Raw genomic sequence first — 22,530 nt, forward strand, 5'->3', positions numbered from 1 at the left:
GGGCCGTCGCAGGCCCACGCGCTCGATCAGCGTGACTTGAGCTTCGCGAAAGCGGCTGCCATCGCGCCAGCGGGCTCCGCTTCGCGCGGGCGCTGCCCACGGCCTGAATTGCCGCCGCCGTTGCGGTTGCCCGCGCCGCTGCCAGCGTTCCCGCTGTTGCCGCCGCGCTGTGCGGCGACGCTCGTGGGGTCGTCGGCGAGGCGCATCGTCAGTGCGATCCGCTGACGCTTCACGTCGACGTCGAGCACCTTCACCTTCACGACCTGGCCGGCCTTCACGACTTCGTGCGGGTCCTTGATGAACTTCGTGGACATCGCGGACACGTGCACGAGGCCGTCCTGGTGCACGCCGATGTCGATGAACGCGCCGAATGCGGCCACGTTCGTCACGACGCCTTCGAGCAGCATGCCCGGCACGAGATCGGAAACCTTCTCGACGCCGTCGCGGAACGTAGCGGTCTTGAACTCGGGACGCGGATCGCGGCCCGGTTTCTCCAGTTCGCTGAGGATGTCGCGCACGGTCGGCAGACCGAAGCGTTCGTCGACGAATTCGGTCGGCGCGAGGCCCGAAAGCGCTTCACGATTGCCGAGCACGTCGCCGATGGTGCGCTTGATCTTTGCGAGCATGCGCTCGACCACCGGATAGGCTTCCGGGTGCACCGACGAGCGGTCGAGCGGATTCTCCCCGCTGTTGATGCGCAAGAAGCCCGCGGCCTGTTCGAAGGTCTTGTCGCCGAGGCGCGGCACGTGGCGCAGATGCGCGCGCGACGGGAACGGGCCGTTGGCGTCGCGATAGTCCACGATGTTGCGCGCGAGCGTCGCGTTCAGGCCCGAGACGCGCGAGAGCAGGGCGACCGAGGCCGTGTTCGCATCGACGCCGACGGCGTTCACGCAGTCCTCGACCACGGCGTCGAGTGCACGCGCGAGCTCACGCTGGTTCACGTCGTGCTGATACTGGCCAACGCCAATGGCTTTCGGCTCGATTTTCACGAGTTCGGCGAGCGGATCCTGAAGACGGCGCGCGATGGAGACGGCGCCGCGCAAGGTCACGTCGAGTTCGGGGAATTCCTTCGCCGCGAGTTCCGATGCGGAATACACCGATGCGCCCGCTTCGGACACGACGATCTTCTGCAGCTTCAGTTCGGGATGGCGCGAGATCAGCTCGCTGGCGAGCTTGTCGGTTTCGCGCGAGGCCGTGCCGTTGCCGATGCTGATGAGCTCGGCCTGCGTTTCGCGGGCGATGCGCGCGAGCTTCGCGAGCGAGCCGTCCCAGTCGCGGCGCGGCTCGTGCGGGTAGATCGTGTCGGTCGCGAGCAGCTTCCCGGTGCGGTCCACGACGGCCACCTTCACGCCCGTGCGCAGGCCCGGATCGAGGCCGATCACGGCCTTCGGTCCTGCCGGTGCTGCGAGCAGCAGGTCGTTGAGGTTGCGCGCGAACACGCGGATCGCTTCGGTTTCGGCCTGCTCGCGCAGGCCCGTGAGCAGTTCGTTTTCGAGGTGCGGCTGCACTTTCACGCGCCAGCACCAGCGGCACACGTCGGAGAGCCACTTGTCGGCCGGGCGGCTCTGATTCGAGATGCCGAAATGACGCGCGATCATGCCTTCGCCGGGGTGCGGCACGAGCGCGTCCTGCTCGGCGCCGAGGCCCAGCTTGATCATCAGCACGCCTGCGTTGCGGCCGCGAAAGAGCGCGAGTGCGCGGTGCGACGGCACGGTCTTGATGGTCTCGGAATAGTCGTAGTAGTCGCGGAATTTCTCGCCTTCTTCGCTCTCTTTGCCGTCGACCACGCTCGACGTCACGACGCCCTGATCGTGCAGCCAGTCGCGCAGTTTCCCGAGCAGCTCGGCCGTTTCGCCGAATTGCTCCGAGAGGATGTCGCGCGCGCCGTCGAGCGCGGCCTTCACATCGGCGACGCCTTTTTCGGCGTCCACGTATTGCGCGGCTTCGGTTTGCGGATCCAGCAGCGGATTGGCGAGCAGCGCATCGGCGAGCGGCTGCAGGCCGGCTTCGCGCGCGATCTGCGCGCGCGTGCGGCGCCTGGGCTTGTACGGCAGATACAGATCCTCGAGGACCTGCTTGCTGTCCGCGGCAACGATGGCGGTGCGCAGTTCGTCGGTGAGCTTGCCTTGTTCGTCGATGCTCGCGAGGATGGCGGCACGGCGCTCTTCGAGTTCGCGCAGGTACAGGAGCCGCTCTTCGAGCGTGCGCAGCTGCGTATCGTCGAGATTGTCGGTGACTTCCTTGCGGTAGCGGGCGATGAACGGAACGGTCGCGCCTTCATCGAGAAGCTGCACGGCGGCTGCCACCTGGCGCGGCTGAACGGCCAGTTCGGTGGCGATACGCTGGACGATCTTGAGTGCTACGGTTTCCGTCATAGGGTCTGGATATTCTTGCGATGATCGGGTTGCGCGGGTTGCTCACGTTGCATTTCCCGTGCCCTGAACGCTGTGGCCTTGCGGCGCGCCTGCGCTCTGGTGGAGCGGCGCATTTTGCCATAAATGCCGGAGCGCTCAACCCGGGGGGTGTTAGAATTTGGCGCATGTTCCGCTGCCTCCAGAAGACGTTGACGACCTTCCGCTTGCTCCCCGGCTCAACCCTCGTACCGACCCGCCCGCGTCAAGACGCTGGCTGGCGGACCGCCGCCCGTCTGGCGGTTTGCGCCATTGTGTTGTGCGCGTCGGTCAGCGCGCCGGTCAGGGCGCAGGACCACACGGCGACGGAAGCGTCGCCGGAAGCGTCGGATGCATTGGCTGCGGGCGTGCAGGCGGGTTTCGAGGCGCGTCAGAAGGAACTCGACCGGCGCACGGCGGAGAACAATTATCGCTATGGGGTGGCGCAGCACGATTGCTACAGCACGTTCTTCGTGAATCATTGCATTGGCAAGGCGCGCGATCGCATGCGGGTCGTGCAGGCGGATATCCGTAGCCAGCAGCTCAAGCTCGACGACGAGCAGCGCGCGGAACGCGCGCGCACGCGCGACCAGCAGGCGGCGCTGCAACGCGCGCAGGATGCGGCTGATGCGCCGCAGCGTGCCGCCAATGAGGCGCGCAACGCCGCGGCGTTCGAGCAGAAGCAGCAGCAACATGCGCTCGATGCGCAGCAGCGCGCCGCCGAAGCACCGCAGCGCGCCGCCAATGAGCAGGCGTATGAACAGAAGCAGCAACAGCACGCACTCGCAGAGGCGCAACGCACCGGCGAGCAGTCGCAGAAGCAGCGCGCGGCGAACCAGGCCGCGTACGACCAGAAGCAGTCGGATTTCCAGAAGAAGCTGAACGCGGCTCATCAGCAGGGCGAGCAAAAAGCGCAGGAACGGACCCAGAAGGCCGAGCGCTTTCAGCAGAAACAGGCGGACGCGGCGAAGCACAAGGCCGACGTCGAAGAGCGTCAGAAACAGGCGGCCGAAAAGGCCCAGCAAAAGCAGCAACAACAAGAGCAGCAGGAACAGCAGCAAAAGCAGATGCAGCAGCAGGACCAGTAGCACGTTTTTTGAGCCGTACAGCACCTCAGGCGCGCAATCCGATACGCGAGGAGCGCGCCGTTCAGAACGAGGAGGCGAGCATGCGCGAGCAGCAACGTGAAGTTAAGGCCGCGGTTCTTCAGGACCGCATTCTGCAGCTGGAGTCGGAGCACGGCGATCTGGACCGGCTGATCGAACGGATGGCCGAGACGCCGGGAAGCGACGATCTCGAATTGCAACGGCTCAAGAAGCGCAAGCTCAAGGTCAAGGACAACATCATCCTGCTGCAACTGCAGCTGGACCCCGATTCAACGAAGATTTCGGACGGGCACGCCTGATTCCGGGTCCTGGCAGGCGCCGGGGCGCGGCTCCAAGACCGCCGCGCCCGCCGGACCGAGCAGGAACCGCTTGCCTTGAATTCAACACCCGTATCCCGATCGCGGCCGGCGCCTGAAGGCGACGTGCCGGCTGACGCACGTCCCGCGTCCGGCGCCGCATCGTCTGCAACGTCGGCAACGTCCGTGTCGGCGGCGGCGCTGAGCACGCGCCGTGCCGCCGAACTCGAAGATCTGTTCGCCGCCGACGGGCTGCTCGCCCGCGAAATCGACGGCTATCGGCCGCGCGCGTCGCAGATCGAGATGGCGCGTGCCGTGGCCGCCGCGATGGAGGCGGCGGCGCAGGCGCTGCCCGATCCCTCGGCGTTCGAATTGCAGTCGCGGCCGGCACGCCGCCAGCGCGGCGGCGCAAGCGACGCTGCCGCGCCGGAGCGTGCGGACGAAGCGGCGAAGGCCATCGCGGAAGCGGGCGACAACACGCTGATCGTCGAAGCGGGCACGGGGACCGGCAAGACATACGCCTACCTCGTGCCGGCGATGCTCTGGGGCGGCAAGGTGATCGTCTCGACGGGCACGAAGCACCTTCAGGACCAGTTGTTCCAGCGTGACATCCCGACGGTTCGCGACGCGCTCGCGGTGCCGGTGAGCGTCGCGATGCTCAAGGGACGCTCGAACTATCTGTGTCATTACTATCTGCAGCGCACGGCCGATAACGGCCGCCTGCCGTCGCGCCAGGAAACGGCGTATCTGCAGGAGATCGTGCGCTTCGCGAAGGTCACGCGCTCCGGTGACAAGGCCGAACTCGCGAGCGTGCCCGAGACGGCGGCGGTGTGGTCGATGGTGACGTCGACGCGCGACAATTGCCTCGGCCAGGAGTGTCCGCACTACAAGGATTGCTTCGTGATGCAGGCGCGCCGTGAGGCGCAGCAGGCCGACATCGTCGTCGTCAATCATCACCTGTTCTTCGCCGACATCATGCTGCGCGACACCGGCATGGCCGAACTGCTGCCGAGCGCGAACACGATCATCTTTGACGAAGCCCACCAGCTACCCGAGACGGCAACGCTGTTCTTTGGCGAAACGCTTTCCACCTCGCAGTTTCTCGAACTCGCGCGCGATTGCGTGACCGAAGGCCTGAGCCATGCGCGCGACGCCGTCGAGTGGGTGAAGCTTGGCGCAGCGCTGGAACGTGCCGCGCGCGACGTGCGGCTTGCATTCAAGGAAGATTCGCTGCGCCTGTCGATCACGCAGTTGCCCGGCGATCATCCGCTCTTCGATTCGCTCGATGCACTGCAAACCGAGCTTGCAGCGCTCGTGACGGCGCTCGCCAGCCAGGCTGAACGTGCCGAATCGCTCGGCGCGTGTTTGCGCCGAGCGCGCGACTTGCAGGGCGTGCTGGCGGGCTGGACGGTGCCCGCGGCGGCCCCAGTGCCGTCGCATGATGTGCGCAAGACCGAAGCGCGCAAGCCCGAAGCGCAGGGCGAGCAGGACGACGAACACGCCGATGCCGACGAGAAGGTCCGCTGGGTCGAAGTGTTCTCTCACACCGTGCAGTTGCACGAAACGCCTTTGTCGGTCGCGCCGATTTTTGCGAAGCAACGTGCGGGCGTGCCGCGTACGTGGATCTTTACGTCGGCGACGCTCTCCGTGCGCGGTGACTTCACGCACTATGCGGCGCAGATGGGCCTCAGTTCGCGCCGTTCGATGACGCTGCCGAGCCCGTTCGACTATCCGTCGCAAGGGCTGCTCTACGTGCCGCGCAACCTGCCGCAGCCGTCGTCGCCGCAGTTCACGGACGCCGTGTTCGAAGCTGCACTGCCGGTGATCGAGGCCTCGGGCGGCGGCGTATTCATGCTGTGCACGACGCTGCGTGCGGTGGATCGCATCGCCACGAAACTGCGCGAGACGATCGAAGCGCGCGGCTGGAATACGCCGCTCCTCGTGCAGGGCGACGCGAGCCGCACGGAGCTGCTCGAACGCTTCCGGAACTACGGCAATGCAATCCTCGTCGGCAGCCAGAGTTTCTGGGAGGGAGTGGACGTGCGCGGCGATGCGCTATCGCTCGTGGTGATCGACAAGCTGCCGTTTGCGCCGCCCGACGATCCCGTACTTGCGGCGCGTCTCGACGCACTCACGAAGAAGGGTTTGAGCCCGTTCGCAGTCCATCAGTTGCCTCAAGCGGTAATCACGCTAAAGCAGGGCGCGGGCCGGTTGATCCGTGCCGAAACGGATCGGGGCGTGCTGATGATCTGCGATACGCGTCTCGTCGATAAACCCTATGGACGTCGCATCTGGCAAAGCCTGCCGCCGTTCAAGCGAACGCGCGAGATCGAGGTGGTGAGGGAGTTCTTCGGCAGGCAAGAGGACGACGACGCGCAGTAAGCGGCGAGCGAGGCGGTGCTGCAGGGAGCGGGGCCGTTTCGTTGGGCATGCAGAATATGCGAGCCGCATGTCGAGGATGCCGCAAAAACAAAAAAGCCACGAACGAAAATTCGTGGCTTTTCTGCTTGTGTGGCACACACCTGGCGATAGCGCCACGTTGTGTGCCGACACACTGCGATGCCCGCCGGAGCTGAACTCCGCGCGGGCGTTGCAGCAATACAGCTTACTGGCTTGCGCCAGCAGCCGGCGATGCAGCTTCCGGAGCTGCCGGCGATGCGGCTTCCGGAGCAGCAGCGGCCGGTGCCGAAGCGTCGCTCGCAGCAGCTGCAGCGGGAGCAGCAGGCGAAGCGGCTTCCGGAGCGGCGGCCGGGGCCGACGCACCGTCTGCCGGCGCGGCAGCCTGATCGCTGCTCTTGTTGCACGCAGCCAGTGCGACAACTGCCAGCAGGGATGCTACGAGGAGGGATTTCTTCATGATCACGTCCTTTTATGGTTAAAGGTAAGCAACAGCGCAAATAATACCGGTAATGTGCCCCAACACCGACCTGGGCTGAAGGAGGCGCGTTTCAAGTGCGCGAATCTTCCCAACAGCTTGGGCGGAAATTATAGGCACTTTCGTATCGACCGTCGACCAATCCAGGGCCAATACGTTGTCTTTCTCATACTAGCATCATATTAGTACGGTATAACAACCTGGTACGGTATAGCAGTCCAGAGCACTTACGCAAGCGCCCCAGCCCGTATCCAGCCCGCACAATACCACTCGTAAAGCAAAGCTGTCATCGGCGCGGCATGCGAGAGTGTTACAAAGCGTTTCCCATCCATCGCGCCGTGGTTATCCGGTAATCAGCCAGTTCTGGCAGCCATTTTCCTGCAGCTCCGAGCAGGGACTATTCCCCGTTCAGACAGTACGAGCGCGCATCGTAATGCAGGATTGACCTGCGGTCGAGCGTTTCTCCCACATTTTGACGCGTGAAACTGCAATCGCGCCTCACCAGGCGACCGGCGGGCCTACCGTTTGGGTGGGTGAAGACGACAGGTGCTTCGATCCGCTTAATCACCGCCCAGAAAAATAAGATACATCAGCATCGTGGTGATGGATTTTTGAGCGTCCTTTTGCGCCTTCCGTTTCCCGCCAATCGACGAGAGCCCGCGTCTGCGACGGCCCACTTATTACGCGCGCGACAGCACTTTGGCATAGCCGCCTTCGAACTCGCACGGCGCTGTAAGAGCCAGTAGCGAAATCGGTATATCGATTAATAACTGGAAGGGGAGTGAAAGCTTGGCGGGCCGGTCGAGCGTGCAACACGGTCGTGCGCCGTGGACAGCGATTCGGCGTTGATATCTGTCGCGGGGCGACGCGCCTGGCGTGCCGTTTGAGCGCGCCCGTCGGATGGTCAGGGGGATGCCATCGCATCGTATAATAGCGGCAGTATTCTGGAGGATCGAATGAAAATTGCAAAGGACACCGTCGTGTCGGTCGCTTACAAGCTATCGGATGCGCAGGGCAATCTGATCGAGGAGAGCGACGAGCCGATGGTTTATCTGCACGGCGGCTATGACGGCACGTTCCCCAAGATCGAGGAAGCGCTGGACGGCCAGGAGCCGGGCTTCGAGACCCAGATCCAGCTTGAGCCGCAGGATGCGTTTGGAGAGTACGATCCCGAACTCGTGAAAATCGAGCCGCGGAACCGTTTCCCCGAACCGCTCGAAGTCGGCATGCAGTTCGAGGGCACGCCTGAAGAGGGCGACGAAGATCTCGACACGCTCATCTACACCGTCACGGACGTTGCCGAAGACAAGGTCGTGCTCGACGGCAATCACCCGCTTGCGGGCATGGCCCTGCGATTCGCGCTGACCGTCAAGGAAGTGCGCCAGGCGACCGACGATGAAATCGAGCATGAGCATGCGCACGGCGCGGACGGTCTCGAAGTGATCGACGAAGACGAAGACGACGAGGACGGCGGCGAAGACGGCTCCAAACCCACGCTCCACTAATCTGTCCACCACGCCGGCTCTGGCCGGCGCCTGCTATGCCACGTGTGGGTGCATGCACCCGCACGCCCGTCTGAAAATCTACTGATCTTGCAGCATTGGCGGTACCGGGAGCTGGCTGTTCGGCAGCGTCCCGGGCGCCGGTTGCGCGGGCGCGGGGATTGCGCTGCTCGCGGGCTGTGCTGCGTTCTCCGGCAGGACGCCGGGCGCCTGCTGCATGCCGGGAATTTCCGTGACATCGGGCATCGACGACATTTCCGGCATCCCGGGCTGTAGCGTCGGCTGATTGAAGTCCGGCAGCGACGGCGCGAGGGGCGGCAGATGCTTCGGCACTTCGCGCACGCTCACGCGCAGCGGCGTGCGCCGCGTCATATCCGCGTCGATCTGCAGCCATTGCGTGAGCGGGGCGCGCAGATCGAATGCGATGCGCGTGACGTTCGCCACCTTCCCACCTTTTTCAGTGCGCAGCGGCTGATCGATGACGTAGCCGCGTGCGAGCTTCGTGTCGTCGGCATGGATGAGCACGACCGGGCCGCGGAACGTTTCGGCCAGTTTGATCAGACTGCGCCTGAATTCGAGGTAGCCGTCGTGCGTTCGACGGCCGAAGCGTAGCCAGGCGAAGCGGTCCGCCCGCTCGTCGCGTTCCGGCAGCGGGTCGGCCTGAATGAAGATCACAATCGCTCGCGCATCGCGGCGCTTCGCATATTCGGCAGCATGTTCGAGCCAGAAGCCGTTGGCGATCACGCGGTCTTCGAACTCGCCGTTGCGCCCGCCCGCATTCAGATAATGGTTGTTGCCGTCCGGCACGTTCAGCGCCAGGAACACCGTATCGCCAACCTGCCAGCGCACGTTTTCCCGGTAGGGCCTGAATCGCGGAACCTCGCTTTCGCGCGTGAGGGAGAGCGCATTTTGCCCGAGTGTGGCGGGATCGGAAAAGAAGGTCTGCCGCATCCGGTCGAGCCGCTCGACCGGATCGTACCCGCCCGATCCGCTTGTGCCGCATGTGACCCAGTCGTGCTGGCCGGGCACGAAGACCAGCGGCGCACGCGACGCGTCGAGCATATCGCGGCGCCGGTCGTAGATAGAATCCGCACAGGTTTCGCGCGGACCCTTGAGGTTGCCGTCGTAGACGACGAACGCCGGTTGCGGCTCGCGGCTGATCGCGTCGATGAGCCGGTTTGCGGCGGGTTCTTCGCGTTGCGAGGTCAGGATGTTCGCAACGACCGCGAACGTATAGCGCGGCGACTGCGCCCATGCAGTGCCGATCGGCAGTGCAAGAGCCAGCGTCGCCACCAGGGCATGCAGCGGGACGTGCAACGCGACGTACAGCGCGCACGCGCGACACGGCGCGGTGCTCCCGTGGCGCACCGGCCGTGGTGGCGTCACGCGTGGACGCTCAGTTTTTTGCGTGCGGCGCCGTTGCCAGTTCATGCAGTTCGTACAACAGATCGAGTGCATCGCGCGGTCGCAGTTCGTTCGGATCGAGCGCGCGCAGCCGTTCGGCGACGAGCGACGCGCAAGGGTCCGGCGCTTCCGTTGCGTCCGCAACTTCGAGCAGTTCATCGTTGTCAGTCGCTACCGCGAACAGGTCGAGTTGCGGTGTGGGCTGTCCCGCCGACATCTGCTCGAGATGTACGAGATGTTTGCGCGCCGCCCGGATCACCGCAGCGGGCACACCCGCGAGCTGCGCGACCTGCAGGCCGTAGCTCTGGTTCGCCGGGCCTTCCTGAACCGCATGCAGGAACACGATGCCGTGCCCGTGCTCGACCGCCGAGAGATGGACGTTGGCCGCCTGGGGAAATTCCGTCGGCAGCTGCGTCAGTTCGAAGTAGTGCGTGGCGAAGAGCGTGTGACAGCCGTTGCTCGCGAGCAGGTGGCGCGCGATTGCCCATGCGAGCGCAAGTCCGTCGAATGTCGACGTGCCGCGCCCGATCTCGTCCATCAGCACGAGACTTTGCGGCGTGGCGTCGTTGAGGATTGCCGCCGCCTCAGTCATCTCGACCATGAAGGTCGAACGCCCGCCCGCGAGATCGTCGGCTGCGCCGATGCGCGTGAAGATACGGTCGATCGGGCCGAAACGCGCGCTTTTCGCGGGCACATAACTGCCTACGTACGCGAGCAACGCAATCAGCGCGGTCTGACGCATGAACGTCGACTTACCGCCCATATTCGGGCCGGTGATGAGCAGCAGCTTGCGGTCGGTGTTAAGCGAGCAGTCGTTCGCGATGAACTGCTCGACCTGCGCCTCGACGACCGGATGACGGCCCTGTTCGATCTCGATGCCGGGCGCCTCCGAAAATTCCGGTGCGTTCCAGTCGAGCGCGCGGGCGCGCTCCGCGAATGCCGCGAGCAAGTCGAGTTCCGCGAGCGCCGCGGCGACGCGCTGGCAATCGGGGATGAAGGGCAGCAGCGCCTGCAGCAGCGCGTCGTAAAGCGCGCGCTCGCGCGCGAGTGCGCGCTCCTGCGCCGAAAGCGCCTTGTCCTCGAACACCTTCAATTCAGGCGTGATGTAGCGTTCGGCGTTCTTGAGCGTCTGGCGGCGGCGATAGTCCTCGGGGACTTTATCCGTCTGTCCGCGCGTGACTTCGATATAGAAACCGTGAACCTTGTTGTACTCGACGCGCAGATTGCCGATGCCCGTTCGCGCGCGTTCGCGCGTTTCGAGATCGAGCAGGAACTGGCCGCAGTTTTCCGACATGTCGCGCAGTTCGTCGAGCTCCGCGTCGTAACCGCGTGCGATCACGCCGCCGTCGCGCACCATCGCAGCCGGTTCCGGCGCGACCGCGCGCTGCAGCAGGTCCGTGCATGCGGCGGGCGGCTCCAGGGCGACGGCGATGCGCGCAAGCGCAGTCGCTGCACCGCTGGCCGCAGCGACTTGCTCGCGCAGCGCGGGCAGGGCGGTGAAGGTGTCGCGCAGGCTCGACAGGTCGCGCGGACGGGCCGAGAGCAGTGCAAGGCGCCCGGTGATGCGCTCGACGTCGGCGACCTGGCGCAGCACGGCGCGCATGGCGTCGACAGTCGCGGGCGGCGGCGCATCGAGCAGCGCACCGATCGACTGCTGACGCATCTGCGCAACCGACGCGTCGCGTGGCGGATGATGCAGCCAGTGGCGCAGCAGGCGGCTGCCCATCGTCGTGCTGCAGGTATCGAGCAGCGAGCAGAGCGTGGGCGATTCGGTGCCGCGCAGTGTTTCGGTCAATTCGAGATTGCGGCGCGTGGCCGGGTCGAGCCCGATATATTCGGATTCGGCTTCGACCTTCAGGCTGCGCACGTGGCGCAGTTGCTGGCCCTGGGTAGCCGCCGCGTAGAGCAGCAGCGCGCCCGCTGCGCCGCATGCGCTCGTCAGCGATTCGGCGCCGAAGCCGTCGAGACTGGCGACGTCGAGTTGACCGCGCAGCCGCTCTTTGCCCGATGAAACGTCGAAGTGCCACGCCGGCACGCGCGTAAGTGCGCCGATGCCGGCGGGCGCCGTCCATCCCGCTGTATCGGCGGGCATTTCCGCGACGAGAATTTCCGCGGGGCGGATGCGTTCGAAGGCTGCGCCGACCTGGTCGGGCGCCACTTCGGCGAGGCGCAGTGCGCCGCTGGCGAGATTGAGCCAGGCGAGGCCGACGTTCACGGTTACGCCACGCCGGTTGTGGCCCGGGCAGACGGCCATGAGGTAGACGTCGTTCTTGTCGGAAAGCAGTGCCGCGTCGGTCAGCGTGCCCGGTGTGACCACGCGCACGACCTTGCGTTCGACGGGCCCCTTCGAGGTGGCCGGATCGCCGATCTGCTCGCAAATCGCCACCGATTCGCCCAGCTTCACGAGCTTCGCAAGATACTGTTCGACGGCGTGGTGCGGCACGCCTGCCATTTTGATCGGATTGCCCGCGGACGCGCCGCGCTGCGTGAGCGTGAGATCGAGCAGGCGCGCGGCCTTCTCGGCGTCTTCGAAGAACAGTTCGTAAAAGTCGCCCATCCGGTAGAACACGAGCGTGCCCGGGTGGTCGGCCTTGATGCTCAGGTACTGGCGCATCATCGGCGTATGTTGCGCGATGTCGCCTTCGGTATGTGTAGCCATCCTCGGAGTCTTGCTAGGGGTTCAGGGCGTGAGTTTAACTCGCGCCGTGCGCATGTGAACCTGGCCGAACGGCCAGCGCCGTGCGTACGTGCGCGCTTGTTCGTCAACGGACGCGCGCAGGTCCGCCTGGTGCGCGCTCGCGACGCTGCGTCGCATGGCGGGCGCGCTCGTCGCGGCTGCGGCTATGCCGGGCGCATCGCGAGGTCCGCCGACACGTGGATGTGCGACGAAGCGTGCGGCACAGACCGAAACGTGCGCGCCGCCGGGCACCGTGGCGACGATGATCGAAAGCGTGATTCGGTAAGGATTCCGTATTTTACAAACGAGCAATCTGCCACGCGGAATCCGGACACGCCGCACGCGATCGTCAGCCTTGGCAGGCAGCCGGGCGCGTTCAGCGCGGAAAACGATCGAGCGGCCGAAGCCGCTCGCTGCTGCTGGATGACTCGCGATGAAATCCCCGCGTGGCCGCGCCGGTTTGCGACCGGGCCGCGGCGCACGCGGTCTTCATGAACGTCAGGCCGCGTTGATGCGCGTGTACTTCGAGAGGATCGGCACCATCTGCGCGTACAGCTTCGGGTTGCCCGCGACCACTTCGCCCACATGGAGGAAGTCCGAGTCGCCCGTGTAGTTGCCGATCAGGCCGCCTGACTCCGTCACGAGGAGCGCTCCAGCCGCGACGTCCCACGGGCTCAGGCCTTGCTCGAAGAAGCCGTCCATGCGGCCCGCGGCGACGTTCGCCAGATCGAGCGCCGCCGCGCCCGGACGGCGCAGGCCCGCGCAGGCGCGGGTCATATCGGCGAACAGATCGGTGTAGCGCTCGAGGCTGTCCTTCTCGCGGAACGGGAAGCCGGTGCCGATTAGCGCGTCGGCGAGACGGTCGCGGCGGCCCACGCGGATGCGGCGGTCGTTCAGGAACGCGCCGCGGCCACGCGAGGCGGTGAAGAGGTCGTTGCGGGTCGGATCGTAGACGACAGCCTGCGTGACGATGCCCTTGTGCGTGAGTGCAATCGAGACGCAGTAGTACTGGAAGCCGTGGATGAAGTTCGTGGTGCCGTCGAGCGGATCGATGATCCACTGATATTCGGATTCGTTGTCCGAGTGGCCCGACTCTTCCGCGAGAATGGCGTGATCGGGGTAGGCGGTCTTGAGCGTGTCGATGATCGCCGCTTCCGACGCCTTGTCCACCTCCGTGACGAAATCGTTGTGCTGCTTCTTCGAGACCTGCACGAGCTCGAGATCGAGCGACGCGCGGTTGATGATCTGCCCGGCGCGGCGCGCGGCCTTGACAGCGATGTTGAGCATGGGATGCATGAGCCTGGATCCTTTTTATCCAGCGCGTGCCACAGGGTCGCGCGCCAGTTTGCAGAAGATAAAAGCGTCTAACGATGGACAGGAGCTTACGCAGACCTGTCCCGCCAACGGAGACGAATTGAATAAGAGCGAGGCGCGGCGGGCCGGTCGGCCGGATGTCGGCGCCCGTCGATAATTCGTCGATAAACCATCGATAGTGGACGCCGACGCCTTGCGCTCACCCAAAAGACGAGCGCAACCGCGTGCGAATCCGCCATTTTACCCGAGTCCGGCCGGGTCTTGCTTGACGCGTTCCGCATCGGCCTGCGGGTTAGCAGCAAGGCGCGCTACCATACGCATACGTGTTCGTTTCATTTCGCTGTCGTTCGAGACTCATCTTGGTGCATTCCGATCTTCACGCCGCCTCAGGCGACACCCACGAGCCGCTGCGCGGCGGCTTCACTTCTACGCGTTTCGTGCTCGTCGAGCCGAGCCATCCCGGCAATATCGGTGCGGCTGCGCGCGCGCTCAAGACGATGGGCTTTTCGCGGCTCGTGCTCGTCGCGCCGCGCATGCCGCAGGCGCAGAGCGACCCCGATGCCGTTGCGATGGCGAGCGGCGCCGACGATGTGCTGGCGGGTGCCCATGTCGTGCCGACGCTCGCGGACGCGCTCGCGGGCACGCGCTGGTCGCTCGCGGTGACGGCGCGCACGCGCGAGTACGGGCCGCCGCCCGGCACGCCGCGCGAGGCGGTGCAGGACGCAGCCCGCCAGGTGGGCGCGCACGGCGATATTGCGATTGTGTTCGGCAATGAGCGTACGGGTCTCTCGAACGACGATGTCGAGCGCTGCAGCGCGCTCGCCCATATTCCGGCGAATCCGGCGTACAGCTCGCTCAATCTTGCGCAGGCGGTCCAGGTGCTCGCCTACGAGCTTCGGCTCGCGTACCTCGCGGCAGGCGAGGCGGGCGCCGCGCTTTCGGCTGCGGGCGCTGTGCCCGCGGGATCGCCGCTCGCCACGAGCGACGACATCGAGCGCATGTACGTCCATCTCGAGAACGCGTTGATCGCGCTCGGCTTTCTCGACCCGGCCAATCCGAAGAAACTGATGTCGCGGCTGCGGCGGCTCTTCGCACGCTCCGGCCTCGAGCGCGAGGAGGTCAACATCGTGCGCGGCATTGCAAAGAACATCCTTCAGATCAAAGGCCGGGACCGGGACGACGAAGCGCGCTAGCCCGCGCATTGCCCACGCATACCCCGCGCACTGCCTCTGTCCGGCTGCGCGCGACCGGCCTTGGTGTCGGCGCGGGCTTCGGGCACGTATGGGCCGTTGCGCCTACAATCAACTGCACGTAATAAGCAAATCGGCATCGTGGCTGTTGCTGCGATGCCGTCGCACATGGCGCGAACCTGCGCCGCCGTTCCCGCAAAAACGCGCACAACACCGCGCCACAAAAACGCGTGACAGCCATGTTCAATAGACTTCGCGAAGACATCGCCACGATTCGCGAGCGCGATCCCGCCGCTCGCAGTGCGTGGGAGGTGCTGACCTGCTATCCCGGTCTGCACGCACTCGTCCTGCATCGCGTGGCGCACGCATGCTGGCGCGCGAAGCGCCGCTGGCTCGCGCGCTACATCTCCCAGCTCGCGCGTTTTCTGACCGGCATCGAAATCCATCCGGGCGCGACGCTCGGCCGGCGCGTGTTCATCGATCACGGGATGGGCGTCGTGATCGGCGAGACCGCCGAAGTCGGCGACGACTGCACGATCTACCAGGGCGTGACGCTCGGCGGCACATCGCTCACGCGCGGCGCGAAACGTCACCCGACGCTTGGCGCGGGCGTCATTGTCGGCGCGGGGGCGAAAGTGCTCGGTGGTTTTACGGTGGGTGCGCAGGCGAAGATCGGCTCCAATGCGGTGGTCGTGAAGCCGGTGCCGGAGGGCGCGACAGCCGTCGGCAATCCGGCACGGATCGTCATGCCCGCGAAGGCCGCACAGCCCGAGGCGAAGGCGAGCACGGCGCGCGAAGCGTTTTGCGCCTACGGGATTACGCCGAACGCGGACGATCCGGTGTCGCTTGCGATTCACGGTCTCATCGATCACGCGGCCACGCAGACGCAGCGCGTGGATGCGATTGTCGATGCGCTGGAGCGTCTTGGCGCGCGCTTCGAAGCGCTGCATGGCGCCGATGCGGCGCTGCTCGATCTGCGGCGCTTGTCGGCAGGACTGGAGTGCGGGGCGGCCGAGAGCGAAGCCGCGAAAACAGACGAAGCCGACCATGCCGATCGTGCCGGTCACCCGTCTCACAGCAACGTGCGCATATGACCTTCACGTGCGGGCATGACCTTCGTCAACGCACGAAGTAGCGCGCCTGCCGGTCTTTCGATGCCGCTCACTCGAGCGGCAGCATCCTGAATCCTTCCGCATCGACGCGCAGATAGCCGCCACGCGGCTTGCCGTGATCGAGATCCCAGTCGGGCAGCACCCACCGTACGCCGCCAGGTTCCTCGTGGCGTGCCGGGCGGTGCGTATGACCGTGAATGATCGTCCCTGCGCGGCTGCGCTTGAAGAGCGTCGCGACGCCGCGCGCCGTCACGTCGTAGCGCGGCAGGATGGGCCGCGAACGGCCTGCTTCGCTTTTGCTCCGCATCTTCTCGGCGAGCGCGCGCCGCCAGCGCAGCGGCCACGCGAGAAAGAGCAGCTGCACGAGGCGATTGCGCGCGAACTTGCGAAACAGCTGGTAGCCGTGATCTTCGGTGCACAGCGCGTCGCCGTGCGCGAGTGCAATGCGCGTGCCGAAAGCCATGATCGCGATCGGATCGGTCAGCCAGATTGCGCCCGACGCTTTCATGAAGCGCCTGCCCATCAGGAAGTCGCGATTGCCGTGCATGACGTAGAGCGCGATGCCGCGCTCCGAAAGCGAGTGCAGCAACGCGGCCATGCGCGCGACGAATGGATCGTCGAGCATGTCGTCGCCGATCCAGTATTCGAAGAGATCGCCGAGGATGAACACCGAGTCCGCCTGATCGGCGGTGACGCGGATAAAACGCTCGAACGCGGCGACCGTGTGCGGGATCGCCTCATTCAGATGCAGGTCCGAAATGAACATGAACGGGCGTGCCGCGTGAGGGCGCTTGCCCTCGCCGGGCACGCCCGCAGCGGCGTGTCGTAGTGCCTTTTCCTGCAGCATGAATGAAGCGTGCGCGGTGTGTTGTCAGTCGACGATGACAGCCTTCTCGATCACGACGTCGTCAACCGGCACGTCCTGATGGAAGCCCTTCGAGCCGGTCTTGACCTTCTTGATCTTGTCGACGACTTCGAGGCCCTCGACGACCTTGCCGAACACGGCGTAGCCCCAGCCTTGCGGCGACGGCGACGAGTGGTTCAGGAAGTCGTTGTCGGCGACGTTGATGAAGAACTGGGACGACGCCGAATGCGGGTCGTTGGTGCGCGCCATCGCGATCGAGCCGCGCTCGTTCTTCAGGCCGTTGTTCGCTTCGTTTTCGATCGGAGCGTCGGTGGGCTTTTGCTTCATGCCGGCTTCGAAGCCGCCGCCCTGGATCATGAAGCCGTCGATGACACGGTGGAAGACGGTGCCGTCGTAGTGGCCCTTCTTCACATAGGCGAGGAAGTTTTCAACCGTCTTCGGGGCCTTTTCGGCGTTGAGTTCGAGCTTGATGACGCCGTGGTTCGTATGCAGTTCGACCATGATTCAATCCTTTGCTGTGGCAGGGGTGGTTGGACGGCGCGGCAGCGGCACGAGGCGAAGCGTTGCGCTCTCGCGTGTGCCGGTGCCGCGCCGTGCGATGAGTGAGGCGGCGTTGCCTGTTGCTGTCTGTTATTTGCCGACGACGGTCGCCGACTGAATCACGATTTGCGTTTGCGGCACGTCGGACATCGGGCCGCGCGTGGTGGTCGGCGCCGCTTCGATCTTCGACACGACGTCCATGCCCTGGGTGACCTTGCCGAACACCGCGTAGCCGTTGCCGTCCGGATTCGGATAGTCGAGGCCGGCGTTATCGACGGTATTGATGAAGAACTGCGCCGTCGCCGAATCCGGGTCGCTCGTGCGTGCCATCGCGATCGTGCCGGTTACGTTCTTCAGGCCGGTCTTGCTCTCGAGCGGGATCGGCGCGCGCGTGGGCTTCTCGACATAGCTCGTCGTGTAGCCGCCGCCCTGGATCATGAACCCGCGGATCACGCGGTGGAAAATCGTGCCGTTGTACTGGCCTGACTTCACGTACTGGAGGAAGTTGTCGACGGTCTTCGGCGCTTTCTCAGGATAGAGCTCGACGCGGATGTCGCCCTCGCTGGTCTTGATCAGCACCTGCGGGTGCGCGGCCTGCGCAGCCGGTTGCGCAAAGGCGGGTGCGTTCGCGATCAGGGCGGCGCTGCCGAGCGCCAACATCAACCATTTCATGAGTATCCTCGGAAAAGCGGGTAGCGGAAAAACAGGGTGCGGCGCTGCGTGCGCAGCGCGACGCGGCTTACTGCGAAGGCGCCATGAACGGCGGCATCGCGAGCGGCCCGCTCGGGCCGCCGAACTGGAATGTCGGGCTGTTCAGCACGGGCGAAGCGAGGGGCGCGGTACTCGCGCCTTCCGCTTGCGCCGGGTGTGCCGGGTGTCCCTTACCCGGCGCATGGGACGGCGCGACGATATTCTGGAGGTCGGTGAGGCGCTGCTGCGTCGTGCCGCTTGCATGGCCGAGCGCCGTTGCGCGTCGGTATGACGCATCGGCGAGGCGCAGATAGAGGTCGCCGAGGTTCTCCCAGGCGAGCCCATAGGACGGGTTCGCCTTGACCGCCGTTTCCAGCGCGACGCGCGCATCGTCGAAGCGGCCGTGCTTCGCGTAGAGCGCCGCGAGATTGTTGTACGGTTCGGGCAGCTCGGGGTACTGCTGCGTGAGCGCGATGAACGCCTCGATCGCCTCGTCGTCGCGATTGATGCGCGCGAGGATCGTGGCGCGCTTGAACTTCGCCTGTACGTCGCGCGGGTTGGACTTGATGCGCGCGTCGAGGGCTTCGAGCGCGGCCGCCCAGTGATGCTGCGCGATGGCGCTGTCGGCTTCGGGCGTGCTGTCCGTCGTCGCAAGCGTCGCAGCCTGTGCGATTTGCGCGCTGCCAAGGACGAACGCGACGCTCGCAAGCGCCGCTGCGGCAAGGGTCGCAACGCGAGGCGCGCGGCCGCTGGAAGGTTTCATAGGGTGAGTTCGCGGTGTTATACTCCGAGCCATTCTAACAAAAGGTCTGTGCGTTTTCGTCGCGCGCTTGTTCCGGTTGCATCCGGTATGTTCCGGGCGCGCAGCGTGAGACGCCTGGCTGTCTTTGCCCCTCGTGGTCGTCTCCGCCCAGATCGCAGCCTGAGCGCCGCGGTGCGTCGCACCGGCCGGCAGCGATCGACGCCGTTGCGGATTTTCTTCGAACCACGTATCCATCTTCTTTATGGAATCACTGCGCATCTACAACACGCTCGCACGTGACAAGCAACCTTTCGTGCCCCTCGAGCCCGGCGTCGTGCGCATGTACGTCTGCGGCATGACGGTGTATGACTATTGTCACGTTGGCCACGCGCGTGTGATGGTGGTATTCGATATCGTCCAGCGATGGCTGCGCGCGCTCGGTTATAACGTGACGTACGTGCGCAATATCACCGATATCGACGACAAGATCATTCGCCGCGCGGTGGAAAACGGCGAGACGATCAAGTCGCTCACCGACCGCTTCATCGGCGCGCTTCACGAAGACGCCGATGCGCTCGGCGTGGCGCGCCCCGATCACGAGCCGCGGGCGACCCAATATATCCCGCAGATGCTCGACATGATCGGCATGCTGGAGAAAAATGGCTACGCGTATCAGGGCACGGATGGCGACGTGAACTACGCGGTGCGCAAGTTCGCGAACTACGGTGCGCTCTCGGGCAAGTCGATCGAAGACTTGCGTGCGGGCGAGCGCGTGGCGGCAAACGACGCCAAGCAGGATCCGCTCGACTTCGTTCTCTGGAAACAGGCAAAGCCGCAGGAGCCAGGCGACACGAGCTGGGATTCGAACTATGGCCGCGGACGTCCGGGCTGGCATATCGAATGCTCGGCTATGGGCTGTGCATTACTCGGCGAGCATTTCGACATTCATGGCGGCGGCCAGGATCTGCAGTTTCCGCACCATGAGAATGAAATTGCGCAAAGCGAAGGTGCAACCGGCAAGACCTTCGTCAACTACTGGATGCATAACGGTTTCGTGCAGATCGACAATGAGAAGATGTCGAAGTCGCTCGGCAACTTCTTCACGATCCGCGACGTGCTGGCGAAATACGATGCGGAAGTGGTGCGCTTCTTCATGGCGCGCGCGCACTATCGTTCACCGTTGAACTACAGCGACGTGCACCTCGACGATGCACGCAACGCGCTCACGCGTCTTTACACGGCGCTGAAGGACGTGACGCCGGATGCGGGCGAACTCGACTGGAACGAGCCGTTTGCGCAGCGTTTTCGCACGGCGATGAACGACGATTTCAATACGCCGGTCGCGATCGCCGTGCTGTTCGATCTTGCGACTGAAGTGAACCGGACGCGCGATGCGGTGCTCGCGCGTCAGCTGCAACGCCTCGCGCGCGTGATGGGGCTTCTGGTGCGCGAGCCGCGCGTGTTTCTGCAGCAGGCGGTGGGCGCGCCCGAAGCAGGCGCGCTCGACGTAGCCGCAATCGAAGCGAAGATCGCCGCGCGCGCCGCCGCGAAGCAGGCGAAGCAGTATGCGGAGGCGGACCGGATCCGGGCCGAACTGCTCGATGCCGGTGTCGCGCTGGAAGACAAACCGGGCGGATTGACCGAGTGGCGCCGCGTTTGAGCGGGCTGTCCAGTTTCCACTGATCGATTCGCGAGGCAGGAGGCAGGATGGTAACGGCCACAAAGACGCAGGCAAGGCGGTCTGCGTCACTAACGGGCGCGGCGGCGGGCAGGCGCGCGGTGCGCGGCGCCGCGGCGGCGAAGACCGCAAAAGACGTGCTCGATGGCAAGACGGCGCCGGCAAACAAGACGGCCGGCAAGCAAAGCGGGGCAGCGCTCAATGGCGAGGCGAAGCCGGCACCCAAAGCGGGTGTGAAATCGGCGCGCATGAAGGCCAACGGCGCACAGGTGCCGCTCGATGACGAAGCATTGCATGCCGTGCCCGCGCCGCAGCCCGATGGCGCAGCGGCGCTCGAAACGTCGGCTGATCATCGGTCCGACGCGTTCGAGCTTGAAGTGCAGCGCCCCGACTACTGGGATCGCGCGTGCGCCGATCTCGTCAAGCGCGACCGCATTCTCAAGAAGCTGATTCCGAAGTTCGGCCCCGTGCATCTCATGAGCCAGGACGATCCGTTCGTCACGCTCGCACGCTCGGTGGTCGGCCAGCAGATTTCGACGGCGGCAGCGCAGGCGATGTGGCGGCGTGTCGAAGATGCATGCCCCAAGCTCGTGCCGCAGCAGTTCCTGAAGCTCGGTCACGAGAAGCTCGCGGCATGCGGACTGTCGAAGCGCAAGGCGGAATACATTCTTGATCTTGCGCAACACTTCGTGTCGGGTGCACTGCACGTCGGCAAGTGGAAGTCGATGGACGACGAGGCAGTGATCGCCGAGCTCACGCAGATCCGCGGCATCGGCCGCTGGACTGCGGAGATGTTCCTGATCTTCAATCTCGCGCGCCCGAATGTGCTGCCGCTCGACGACCTCGGACTTATCCGTGCGATCAGCGTCAACTACTTCAGCGGCGAACCGGTCACGCGCAGCGAAGCGCGCGAAGTCGCGGCCAACTGGGAGCCGTGGCGTACCGTCGCGACATGGTATATGTGGCGCAGTCTCGAGCCCGCGTGAGCCGCGTGCTTCGGTTTGATGGCATTTGAAGGTGCGAGCGAGGTTGCGCGTTTGACTATCGTCATCCGCCAATCGATAGTTCTGCGCCAGTTTCGATGCGGGCAGTCGCGGTTAGAATACGCGCTGCCGGCAAGTGCAAGGATTCCAACACATGAAAACCACGTTTCTGGATTTCGAACAGCCGATCGCTGAACTCGAAGCGAAAATCGAAGAACTGCGCTTCGTTCAAGACGACTCGGCCGTCGATATCTCGGAGGAGATCGACCGGCTTTCGAAGAAAAGCCAGCAGCTCACGAAGGACCTCTATTTAAGCCTGAGCCCGTGGCAGGTCTCGCAGATCGCGCGCCATCCGCAGCGTCCCTACACGCTCGACTACGTTCACGAGCTGTTCACCGATTTTCACGAACTGCATGGCGACCGCGCATACGCGGACGACCTGGCGATCGTCGGCGGCCTCGCGCGCTTCAACGGCCAGGCCTGCATGGTGATGGGGCAGCAAAAGGGCCGCGACACGAAGGAGCGCGCCGCGCGCAACTTCGGCATGCCGCGTCCCGAAGGCTATCGCAAGGCCGAGCGGCTGATGCGCCTCGCCGAGAAATTCGGTCTGCCGATCTTCTCGTTCGTCGACACGCCGGGTGCATACCCGGGCATCGGCGCGGAAGAGCGGGGGCAGTCGGAAGCGATCGGTCGCAACCTGTACGTGATGGCCGAACTGAAGACGCCGATCATCACGACGATCATCGGTGAAGGCGGCTCGGGCGGCGCGCTCGCGATTGCCGTGGCCGATACCGTGTTGATGCTGCAATTCTCGACCTACTCGGTCATTTCGCCGGAAGGCTGCGCGTCGATTCTGTGGAAGAGCGCCGCGAAGGCGCCCGAGGCTGCGGAAGCGCTTGGCCTCACCGCGCACCGCCTGAAGGCGCTCGGTCTCATCGACAAGATCGTGAACGAGCCGCTCGGCGGCGCGCATCGCGATCCGAAGGGCATGGCCGCGTTGCTGCGCCGCGCGCTCTCCGACTCGCTGCGCCAGTTCCAGGGCATGAGCGTCGCCGATCTGAAGGAGCGTCGTTACGAGCGCCTGATGGCCTACGGCAAGTTCAAGGAAACGACGCCGGGCGCGTAAGCCTCGCGTCTACATGGCCGGCGCGAACGCGCCGTCACGC

Annotated in this window: 18 protein-coding genes; 9 read left to right on the forward strand and 9 right to left on the reverse strand. The window is 65.0% G+C overall.

Annotated elements, in window-relative coordinates:
- Nucleotides 1–26: 26 nt before the first annotated feature.
- Nucleotides 27–2,375, reverse strand: a complete 2,349-nt coding sequence (locus Q0L30_RS09160) for a Tex family protein (RefSeq protein ID WP_296654187.1) — start codon at nt 2,373–2,375, stop codon at nt 27–29.
- Between the two features lie 164 nt (nt 2,376–2,539).
- Here Q0L30_RS09160 and Q0L30_RS09165 point away from each other — a divergent pair, with 164 nt between their 5' ends.
- The 3 genes from Q0L30_RS09165 to Q0L30_RS09175 all read left to right on the forward strand — a co-directional run bounded on the left by Q0L30_RS09165 (nt 2,540) and on the right by Q0L30_RS09175 (nt 6,174).
- Nucleotides 2,540–3,478: a colicin transporter gene (locus Q0L30_RS09165; RefSeq protein ID WP_296654190.1), complete on the forward strand. Its 939-nt coding sequence runs from the start codon at nt 2,540–2,542 to the stop codon at nt 3,476–3,478.
- An 80-nt stretch (nt 3,479–3,558) separates the two neighbouring features.
- A complete protein-coding gene (locus tag Q0L30_RS09170) occupies nt 3,559–3,795 on the forward strand; it encodes a DUF465 domain-containing protein (protein ID WP_296654193.1) in 237 nt (78 codons plus the stop codon).
- 75 nt (nt 3,796–3,870) lie between these two features.
- The gene (locus Q0L30_RS09175) at nt 3,871–6,174 is read left to right on the forward strand and encodes an ATP-dependent DNA helicase (protein ID WP_296654195.1); all 2,304 of its coding nucleotides are present in this window, start codon (nt 3,871–3,873) and stop codon (nt 6,172–6,174) included.
- Nucleotides 6,175–6,397: 223 nt separating this feature from the next.
- Here Q0L30_RS09175 and Q0L30_RS09180 read toward each other — a convergent pair whose 3' ends face one another.
- Entirely contained in the window at nt 6,398–6,649 is a 252-nt protein-coding gene (locus Q0L30_RS09180; protein ID WP_293033530.1) for a hypothetical protein, read from the reverse strand.
- 974 nt (nt 6,650–7,623) lie between these two features.
- Between Q0L30_RS09180 and Q0L30_RS09185 the strand changes: the two genes are divergently transcribed.
- Entirely contained in the window at nt 7,624–8,172 is a 549-nt protein-coding gene (locus Q0L30_RS09185) for a peptidylprolyl isomerase (RefSeq protein WP_296654200.1), read from the forward strand.
- Nucleotides 8,173–8,250: 78 nt separating this feature from the next.
- Here Q0L30_RS09185 and Q0L30_RS09190 read toward each other — a convergent pair whose 3' ends face one another.
- The 3 genes from Q0L30_RS09190 to Q0L30_RS09200 form a co-directional block, all read right to left on the reverse strand.
- Complete coding sequence (locus Q0L30_RS09190; protein WP_367277796.1) at nt 8,251–9,462, reverse strand: hypothetical protein; 1,212 nt, start codon at nt 9,460–9,462, stop codon at nt 8,251–8,253.
- 103 nt (nt 9,463–9,565) lie between these two features.
- A complete protein-coding gene (gene mutS / locus Q0L30_RS09195; RefSeq protein WP_296654206.1) occupies nt 9,566–12,232 on the reverse strand; it encodes a DNA mismatch repair protein MutS in 2,667 nt (888 codons plus the stop codon).
- A gap of 516 nt (nt 12,233–12,748) precedes the next feature.
- Nucleotides 12,749–13,546 carry an inositol monophosphatase family protein gene (locus Q0L30_RS09200; protein ID WP_296654210.1) on the reverse strand — a complete coding sequence of 266 codons (798 nt, stop codon included), beginning with the start codon at nt 13,544–13,546 and terminating at the stop codon, nt 12,749–12,751.
- Between the two features lie 377 nt (nt 13,547–13,923).
- Between Q0L30_RS09200 and Q0L30_RS09205 the strand changes: the two genes are divergently transcribed.
- The gene (locus tag Q0L30_RS09205; protein ID WP_296654213.1) at nt 13,924–14,757 is read left to right on the forward strand and encodes an RNA methyltransferase; all 834 of its coding nucleotides are present in this window, start codon (nt 13,924–13,926) and stop codon (nt 14,755–14,757) included.
- A gap of 236 nt (nt 14,758–14,993) precedes the next feature.
- Nucleotides 14,994–15,848, forward strand: coding sequence for a serine O-acetyltransferase (gene cysE / locus Q0L30_RS09210; protein WP_296654215.1), 855 nt, complete (start codon nt 14,994–14,996; stop codon nt 15,846–15,848).
- A 67-nt stretch (nt 15,849–15,915) separates the two neighbouring features.
- Here the strand turns inward: cysE and Q0L30_RS09215 are convergent, their stop codons facing one another.
- The 4 genes from Q0L30_RS09215 to Q0L30_RS09230 all read right to left on the reverse strand — a co-directional run bounded on the left by Q0L30_RS09215 (nt 15,916) and on the right by Q0L30_RS09230 (nt 18,724).
- Nucleotides 15,916–16,713, reverse strand: coding sequence for a UDP-2,3-diacylglucosamine diphosphatase (locus tag Q0L30_RS09215; protein WP_296654217.1), 798 nt, complete (start codon nt 16,711–16,713; stop codon nt 15,916–15,918).
- Nucleotides 16,714–16,737: 24 nt separating this feature from the next.
- On the reverse strand, nt 16,738–17,232 hold the full coding sequence (locus tag Q0L30_RS09220; RefSeq protein WP_296654219.1) for a peptidylprolyl isomerase: 495 nt from the start codon (nt 17,230–17,232) through the stop codon (nt 16,738–16,740).
- A gap of 129 nt (nt 17,233–17,361) precedes the next feature.
- Nucleotides 17,362–17,943: a peptidylprolyl isomerase gene (locus tag Q0L30_RS09225; RefSeq protein ID WP_296654222.1), complete on the reverse strand. Its 582-nt coding sequence runs from the start codon at nt 17,941–17,943 to the stop codon at nt 17,362–17,364.
- Nucleotides 17,944–18,010: 67 nt separating this feature from the next.
- Nucleotides 18,011–18,724, reverse strand: a complete 714-nt coding sequence (locus tag Q0L30_RS09230; protein WP_296654225.1) for a tetratricopeptide repeat protein — start codon at nt 18,722–18,724, stop codon at nt 18,011–18,013.
- A gap of 241 nt (nt 18,725–18,965) precedes the next feature.
- Between Q0L30_RS09230 and cysS the strand changes: the two genes are divergently transcribed.
- From cysS to Q0L30_RS09245, 3 genes are all read left to right on the forward strand, one after another.
- Nucleotides 18,966–20,363 (forward strand): cysteine--tRNA ligase, encoded by a 1,398-nt coding sequence (cysS, locus tag Q0L30_RS09235; protein WP_296654227.1) that lies wholly within the window; start codon nt 18,966–18,968, stop codon nt 20,361–20,363.
- Nucleotides 20,364–20,410: 47 nt separating this feature from the next.
- Nucleotides 20,411–21,367, forward strand: coding sequence for a DNA-3-methyladenine glycosylase (locus Q0L30_RS09240; RefSeq protein ID WP_296654230.1), 957 nt, complete (start codon nt 20,411–20,413; stop codon nt 21,365–21,367).
- A 151-nt stretch (nt 21,368–21,518) separates the two neighbouring features.
- Nucleotides 21,519–22,490 carry an acetyl-CoA carboxylase carboxyltransferase subunit alpha gene (locus Q0L30_RS09245; protein WP_296654233.1) on the forward strand — a complete coding sequence of 324 codons (972 nt, stop codon included), beginning with the start codon at nt 21,519–21,521 and terminating at the stop codon, nt 22,488–22,490.
- Nucleotides 22,491–22,530 lie beyond the last annotated feature (40 nt).

This window comes from Paraburkholderia sp. (assembly GCF_024281035.1).
Taxonomy (GTDB): Bacteria; Pseudomonadota; Gammaproteobacteria; order Burkholderiales; family Burkholderiaceae; genus Paraburkholderia.

Excerpts from the sequence above, each read along its gene's own strand:
- Q0L30_RS09180 (WP_293033530.1), bottom strand. The coding sequence starts at position 6,649 with ATGAAGAAATCCCTCCTCGTAGCATCCCTGCTGGCAGTTGTCGCACTG.
- Q0L30_RS09200 (WP_296654210.1), bottom strand. The coding sequence starts at position 13,546 with ATGCATCCCATGCTCAACATCGCTGTCAAGGCCGCGCGCCGCGCCGGG.
- Q0L30_RS09230 (WP_296654225.1), bottom strand. The coding sequence starts at position 18,724 with ATGAAACCTTCCAGCGGCCGCGCGCCTCGCGTTGCGACCCTTGCCGCA.
- Q0L30_RS09225 (WP_296654222.1), bottom strand. The coding sequence starts at position 17,943 with ATGAAATGGTTGATGTTGGCGCTCGGCAGCGCCGCCCTGATCGCGAAC.
- Q0L30_RS09170 (WP_296654193.1), top strand. The coding sequence starts at position 3,559 with ATGCGCGAGCAGCAACGTGAAGTTAAGGCCGCGGTTCTTCAGGACCGC.
- Q0L30_RS09165 (WP_296654190.1), top strand. The coding sequence starts at position 2,540 with ATGTTCCGCTGCCTCCAGAAGACGTTGACGACCTTCCGCTTGCTCCCC.
- cysS (WP_296654227.1), top strand. The coding sequence starts at position 18,966 with ATGGAATCACTGCGCATCTACAACACGCTCGCACGTGACAAGCAACCT.
- Q0L30_RS09160 (WP_296654187.1), bottom strand. The coding sequence starts at position 2,375 with ATGACGGAAACCGTAGCACTCAAGATCGTCCAGCGTATCGCCACCGAA.
- Q0L30_RS09220 (WP_296654219.1), bottom strand. The coding sequence starts at position 17,232 with ATGGTCGAACTGCATACGAACCACGGCGTCATCAAGCTCGAACTCAAC.
- cysE (WP_296654215.1), top strand. The coding sequence starts at position 14,994 with ATGTTCAATAGACTTCGCGAAGACATCGCCACGATTCGCGAGCGCGAT.
- mutS (WP_296654206.1), bottom strand. The coding sequence starts at position 12,232 with ATGGCTACACATACCGAAGGCGACATCGCGCAACATACGCCGATGATG.
- Q0L30_RS09245 (WP_296654233.1), top strand. The coding sequence starts at position 21,519 with ATGAAAACCACGTTTCTGGATTTCGAACAGCCGATCGCTGAACTCGAA.
- Q0L30_RS09215 (WP_296654217.1), bottom strand. The coding sequence starts at position 16,713 with ATGCTGCAGGAAAAGGCACTACGACACGCCGCTGCGGGCGTGCCCGGC.
- Q0L30_RS09185 (WP_296654200.1), top strand. The coding sequence starts at position 7,624 with ATGAAAATTGCAAAGGACACCGTCGTGTCGGTCGCTTACAAGCTATCG.
- Q0L30_RS09240 (WP_296654230.1), top strand. The coding sequence starts at position 20,411 with ATGGTAACGGCCACAAAGACGCAGGCAAGGCGGTCTGCGTCACTAACG.